Below are 5,019 nucleotides of genomic sequence, written 5' to 3' on the forward strand. Positions count from 1 at the left end.
GAAGCGCCTCCCGTCGACGGAGCGCCCGCGCCAGCCGAGCCCGCCGCCGAGGCGCCCGCGCCCCGGCGTCGTCGCAAGGCCGCCGAGCCCGCGATCGCGACTCCCGTCGCCGAGACGCTGACCGAGGACGAGCCGGTCGCCGAACCGGCGGCGGAAGGGGAAGGGGACGGAAACGAATCGCCCCGTCGTGGCTGGTGGCAGCGGACGTTCGGGGCCTGAAACCGATGACGGCGGCGGCATGGGCCTTGCCTTGGCCGCCGCCTTCACTCTGCGTTCAGCGGCCGCGTCCGATCGCTCCCGCATGAGCCGCCCCGCGCTTCGCCGTCTCCGCCTGGCCTGCGCGGGTGCGATGGCGATGATAGTTGCCGCGCAGCCCGTGCTCGCGCAGTCGGTATTGCGCGACGCCGAGACCGAGAAATTCCTCAGCGATATTTCGGCGGGGCTCGCCAAATCGGCGCAATTGCAACCGGGCGCGCTCAAGCTGTTCCTGATCGGCGACAGCAGCGTCAACGCCTTCGTCGCCGAGGGGCAGGCGATCTACATCAACTCGGGGACGATCGAACAGGCCGATACGTACAATGAATTGCAGGGCGTGATCGCGCACGAGCTCGGCCATATCGAGGGGGGCGATGCCGCCCGCTCGGGCCTTGCCGGCGTGGCGGCGACGCGCGTCAGCCTGCTCTCCTTGTTGCTGGGGGCGGCGGCGATCGCCGCGGGCGCGCCCGAAGCCGGCATGGCGGCGTTCATGGCGGGCCAGAGCGCGGCCGAGGGCAAGATGCTCGCCTACAGCCGCCAGCAGGAGGGCAGCGCCGACGCCTCCGCCGTGCGCCACCTCAACGACGCGCACGTCACCGGCCGGGGGATGATCAGCTTCTTCTCCAAGCTCAAGCGCGAGGAATATCGGCTGACGCCGAGTTACACCAAGATCACCACCTTCGACGTCGATCATCCGATGACGCAGGATCGCGAGCAGGTGCTGCGCGATTCGCTCGAGAAATCGCCCTGGTGGAATACCCCGCTCGATCCCGCGTTGCAGGCGCGCTTCCTGCGGATCAAGGGCAAGCTGATCGGCTATATGGACGATCCGACGATCGTGCTGAACAAATATCCCGAGCGCGACCAGAGCCCGGCGGCGCTGTACGCGCGCGCCTATGCCTGGCATCGCGGCGGCTATCCGCAGCAGGCGGCGCGCGAGATCGACAAGCTCGTCGCGACATCTCCGCACGATCCCTATCTGCTGGAGCTCAAGGGCCAGGTGCTGCTCGAATCGGGGCATCCCAAGGAGGCGATCCCGCCGCTGCGCGAGGCGGTCGCCAATTCGGGCAACACGCCGCTGATCGGCTCGCTGCTCGGCCACGCCTTGGTCTCGACCGACGATCCCGCGAACCTCGCCGAAGCCTCGAAGGTGCTCAAGGTCGCGACGCAGCGCGATTATGAAAATCCGGATGCCTGGTACAATCTCGGGCTGACCTATGCGCGGCAGGGCGACGAGGCGCGCGCGCAGCTCGCCACCGCCGAGCAGCAGAGCCTCGAAGGCAAGCCCGGGCTGGCGCTGGCGAGCGCCGAGATGGCGATGCGCGGCATCCCGGCGGGCACCCCCGATTATCTCCGCGCGCAGGATATCGCGCTCACCGCGCGCGATGCCGCGCAAAAGAAGCGCAAGCGCTGATGAACGCCCGGTTGACCGCGCTGGTCGCGGCGGCGATCGGCCTGGGGGCGGGCGTCGCCGCGTCGCGCGCGATGGCGGGCGAGCCGCAGAATCGCGCGGCGATCGAGGCGATCGTCCACGATTATATCCTCGCGCATCCCGAGATCATTCCCGAGGCGATCGGCCGGCTCCAGCACCAGCAATCGGCGAGCGCGATCTCCACCGACCGCGCCGCGATCGAGACGCCGTTCGCGGGCGCCTGGGCGGGCAATCCCACGCCCAAGGTGACGCTGGTGATGTTCAGCGACTATAGCTGCGGCTATTGCCGCGCGAGCGCGCCGGATATCGAGAGGCTGCTCGCCGAGACCCCCGATCTCAAGGTGGTGTGGCGCGAGATCCCGGTGCTCGGGCCGCAGAGCGTGACCGCCGCGCGCGCCGCGCTGGTGGCGGCCAAGCAGGGGCATTATCTGCCCTTCCACCGCGCCTTGTTCGCCGCCGGGCGCCCCGACGACGCCACGGTGGCGCGCGTCGCCAAGGCGAGCGGGGTCGAGGCCGCCGATCTCGCCGGGCAGGGCAAACAAAAGGATATCGACGCCGAGCTTTCGGCCAACCTCAAGCTCGCCGCCAGGCTCGGCGTCGACGGCACGCCGGCGTTCGTGGTCGGTGACGAGATGCTGAGCGGCGCGGTCGGCCACGACGCGCTCAAGAAGGCGATCGATGCGGCGCGAAAAGGCTGAACGATGGCGGCGCGCGCGATCGGGCCGGTCGATGTCGAGGCGCTTAGCATAGCCGAGGCGGTTGCGATGATCGGCGGCGCGATCGTATCGCGCGAGCCCCGCATCTTCGCCTTCGCCAACGCCCACAGCATCAATCTCGCGCGCGACGATCCGGGGTTCGCCGAGGTGCTCAAGGGCATGACCGTGCTGAACGACGGCGTCGGCCTCGATCTATGGAGCAAGGCGATCCACGGCGCGCCTTTTCCGGCCAACCTCAACGGCACCGATCTGACACCTATCGTGCTGGCCGCGCTCGACAAGCCGACCAAGCTCTTCCTGCTCGGCAGCACCGATGAGGTCTGCCGTGCCGCCGCCGAGGCGATCGCGGCACGGTTCCCGATGGCGCGAATCGTCGGCCACCATCACGGTTTCTTCCCGGCTGCGGACGAGCCCGCGCTCGCCGCACGCATCCGCGCCGCCGGTGCCGATCTCGTGCTCGCCGGCATGGGCCAGCCGCGTCAGGAATATTGGGCGAGGCGCAACGCCGGGCCGACCGGCGCGGTGATCCTGTGCATCGGCGCCTGGCTCGATTTCGTCAGCGGCCGCATCGTTCGCGCGCCCGGACTCGTCCGCAAGCTGCGCTTGGAGTGGGTCTATCGGTTGATGCTGGAGCCCCGCCGGCTCGGCAGCCGCTACCTCGTCGGTAACGTCCGCTTCCTGTTCGCGCTCCGGAAAGCAACGCGGCGGCGCTGATTATCTTTCCTCCTTCTCGGGGAGGGAGTTAGTAAGCGTTGCGGTGGACGATCACGCGGAGCGTGCCCGCCAGGATCGAGATGTCGCGCCAGATCGTCCAGCCCGAAAGATATTCGAGATCGGCGGTGAGGCGGTCGGCGAGATCCTTGCGCTCGCGCGTTTCGCCGCGATAGCCGCGGACCTGCGCCAGCCCCGTGAGCCCGGGCTTGAGCGCGTGGCGCACCCAATAGCGCTCGTCCACCTCCCAGAACAATTCGTCGCCGGCGAGGCTGCCGAGCGCGTGGGGGCGCGGGCCGACGAGGCTCATGTCGCCGCGCAGGATGTTGAAGAGCTGGGGCAGCTCGTCGATGCTCGTCGCGCGGATGAAGCGGCCGACGGTGGTGACGCGATCGTCGTCCTTGCTCACCGATCGGTTGCCGCTCTTGTCGATGCGGTCGCTGCGCATCGAGCGGAACTTGTAGACGAGGAACAATCGGTTGCCGCGGCCGACTCGCGGCTGGAGGAAGAAGACCGTGCCGCGGCTGTCGAGCTTGATCGCCAGCGCGACCGCCAGCAGGACGGGCGAGAGGAAGACCAGCGCGGGCACGGTGATCGCCAGATCGAGCGTGCGCTTGGCGGCGCGGCGGCCGAGATCGAGCGGCGCGCAGGCGACGGCGAGCGTGTGCCGCCCGCTCATGCTGCCGATGCCGATCGGCCCGAGCCGATCGAGCTCGTCGGCGAGGATATAGCCGTTGACGCTCGATCCCTTGAGCAGCACCGACCAGACGTAGCGCCGCTCGGGCGGGCAGGCGACGACGACCCGATCGACCCCGCGCAGCCGCTTGGCGAGGCGGTTGAGCATGTGCGGATCGCTGGTGTCGGGGCGGAGATTGTCGCGCACCGTATCGAGCACGTGCATGTGCGGCGGCGCGACACATTCGACCTCGTCGCAGATCATCAGATCATAGACGAGCCGCATGCCCGTGCGCAGGCCGATATAAGCGCGGCAGAGATAGCGGCCCGACGCCAGCGTCAGGAAGGTCGCGGCGATCGCCACGCCCGATGTCATCCGCGACATATCCGACGCGACCTTCATGTAGAAGGCGAGGAAGATCACCGCGAACACCGCGAAGACATAAGCGAGCAAGGCGCGCGACAGCCCCGTCTGCACGTCCGACAGCACCTCGGCCGAATAAGCGTCGCTGTTGATCGCGATGCCGACGTAGAGCGGCAGCACGGCGGCGAACAGGTTGATCCCCACCGGCGACAGCGGATCGCTGAAGCGGATGAAGTTGCCGAGCAGGCAGCCCGCGAAGATCGCGAGGCAATCGACCACCAGGATCATGAAGCACAGCCGGATGCGCAGCGATTGAAGCTGCGCGGGATTCACCCGGCCGCGATCGCGGCGATCCCTGTCCTGGTCAGCCGTGGTGCCGTGCATCCGCTCGCCTGTACGCCAGATGGCGGGATAGGGATGTAAGCAAGTGCAACGCCCTTTCGAAACCGCTTTGCGGCATCTTTCCGCCGGCCCCCGCCGAACCTTCGCGTTCCGATCGGTGGGACAGCACGGAGGTCGCCTGATGTCAACGGGCGTCGATCCGCGATGGCCGTTGCGCGGCCGCGCGAAACCCGGCAGCGGGCGGATATGCGCGAGGAGCCCGAAGCCGAACCAGCGCCGCGTGGCGCCAGCCTGATCGGGCAGGTGCGGCTGCCGGGGATGCGGCTGCCGGATCGGCCGAGGCGGATGCTGCGATGGGCGGCGGCGGGCCTTCTGCTCGCGCTCGCGGTGGTGAGCCTGTGCGCTGCGCTGATCGCGCGCCGGGTGCGCGCCGAGGCGATCGGGATGCGCGATGCCGTCGCGCAGGCGGCCGTCGCGCGCGAGGCCGACAGGGAATCGAGATCGGAAGAGCACACGTCTGAACT

The 5,019-nt window shown here is 68.9% G+C and carries 5 protein-coding genes; 4 read left to right on the forward strand and 1 reads right to left on the reverse strand.

What is annotated here, in order from left to right; genetic code table 11:
* The 4 genes from HUU94_RS04970 to HUU94_RS04985 all read left to right on the forward strand — a co-directional run.
* On the forward strand, positions 1-219 hold a 219-nt coding region (locus HUU94_RS04970; protein ID WP_174273997.1), incomplete at its 5' end, for a hypothetical protein.
* An 82-nt stretch (positions 220-301) separates the two neighbouring features.
* Positions 302-1,669: a M48 family metalloprotease gene (locus HUU94_RS04975; protein ID WP_174273998.1), complete on the forward strand. Its 1,368-nt coding sequence runs from the start codon at positions 302-304 to the stop codon at positions 1,667-1,669.
* The gene (locus tag HUU94_RS04980) at positions 1,669-2,385 is read left to right on the forward strand and encodes a DsbA family protein (protein WP_174273999.1); all 717 of its coding nucleotides are present in this window, start codon (positions 1,669-1,671) and stop codon (positions 2,383-2,385) included. Before HUU94_RS04975 ends, HUU94_RS04980 begins: the two co-directional genes overlap by 1 nt.
* A 3-nt stretch (positions 2,386-2,388) precedes the next feature.
* Positions 2,389-3,117, forward strand: a complete 729-nt coding sequence (locus tag HUU94_RS04985; protein WP_174274000.1) for a WecB/TagA/CpsF family glycosyltransferase — start codon at positions 2,389-2,391, stop codon at positions 3,115-3,117.
* Positions 3,118-3,145: 28 nt separating this feature from the next.
* Here HUU94_RS04985 and HUU94_RS04990 read toward each other — a convergent pair whose 3' ends face one another.
* Positions 3,146-4,537, reverse strand: a complete 1,392-nt coding sequence (locus HUU94_RS04990) for a sugar transferase (RefSeq protein ID WP_254601965.1) — start codon at positions 4,535-4,537, stop codon at positions 3,146-3,148.
* Between the last annotated feature and the right edge of the window lie 482 nt (positions 4,538-5,019).

The sequence above is a fragment of the Sphingomonas bacterium genome, from assembly GCF_903644055.1.
Lineage (GTDB): Bacteria > Pseudomonadota > Alphaproteobacteria > Sphingomonadales > Sphingomonadaceae > Sphingomonas_I.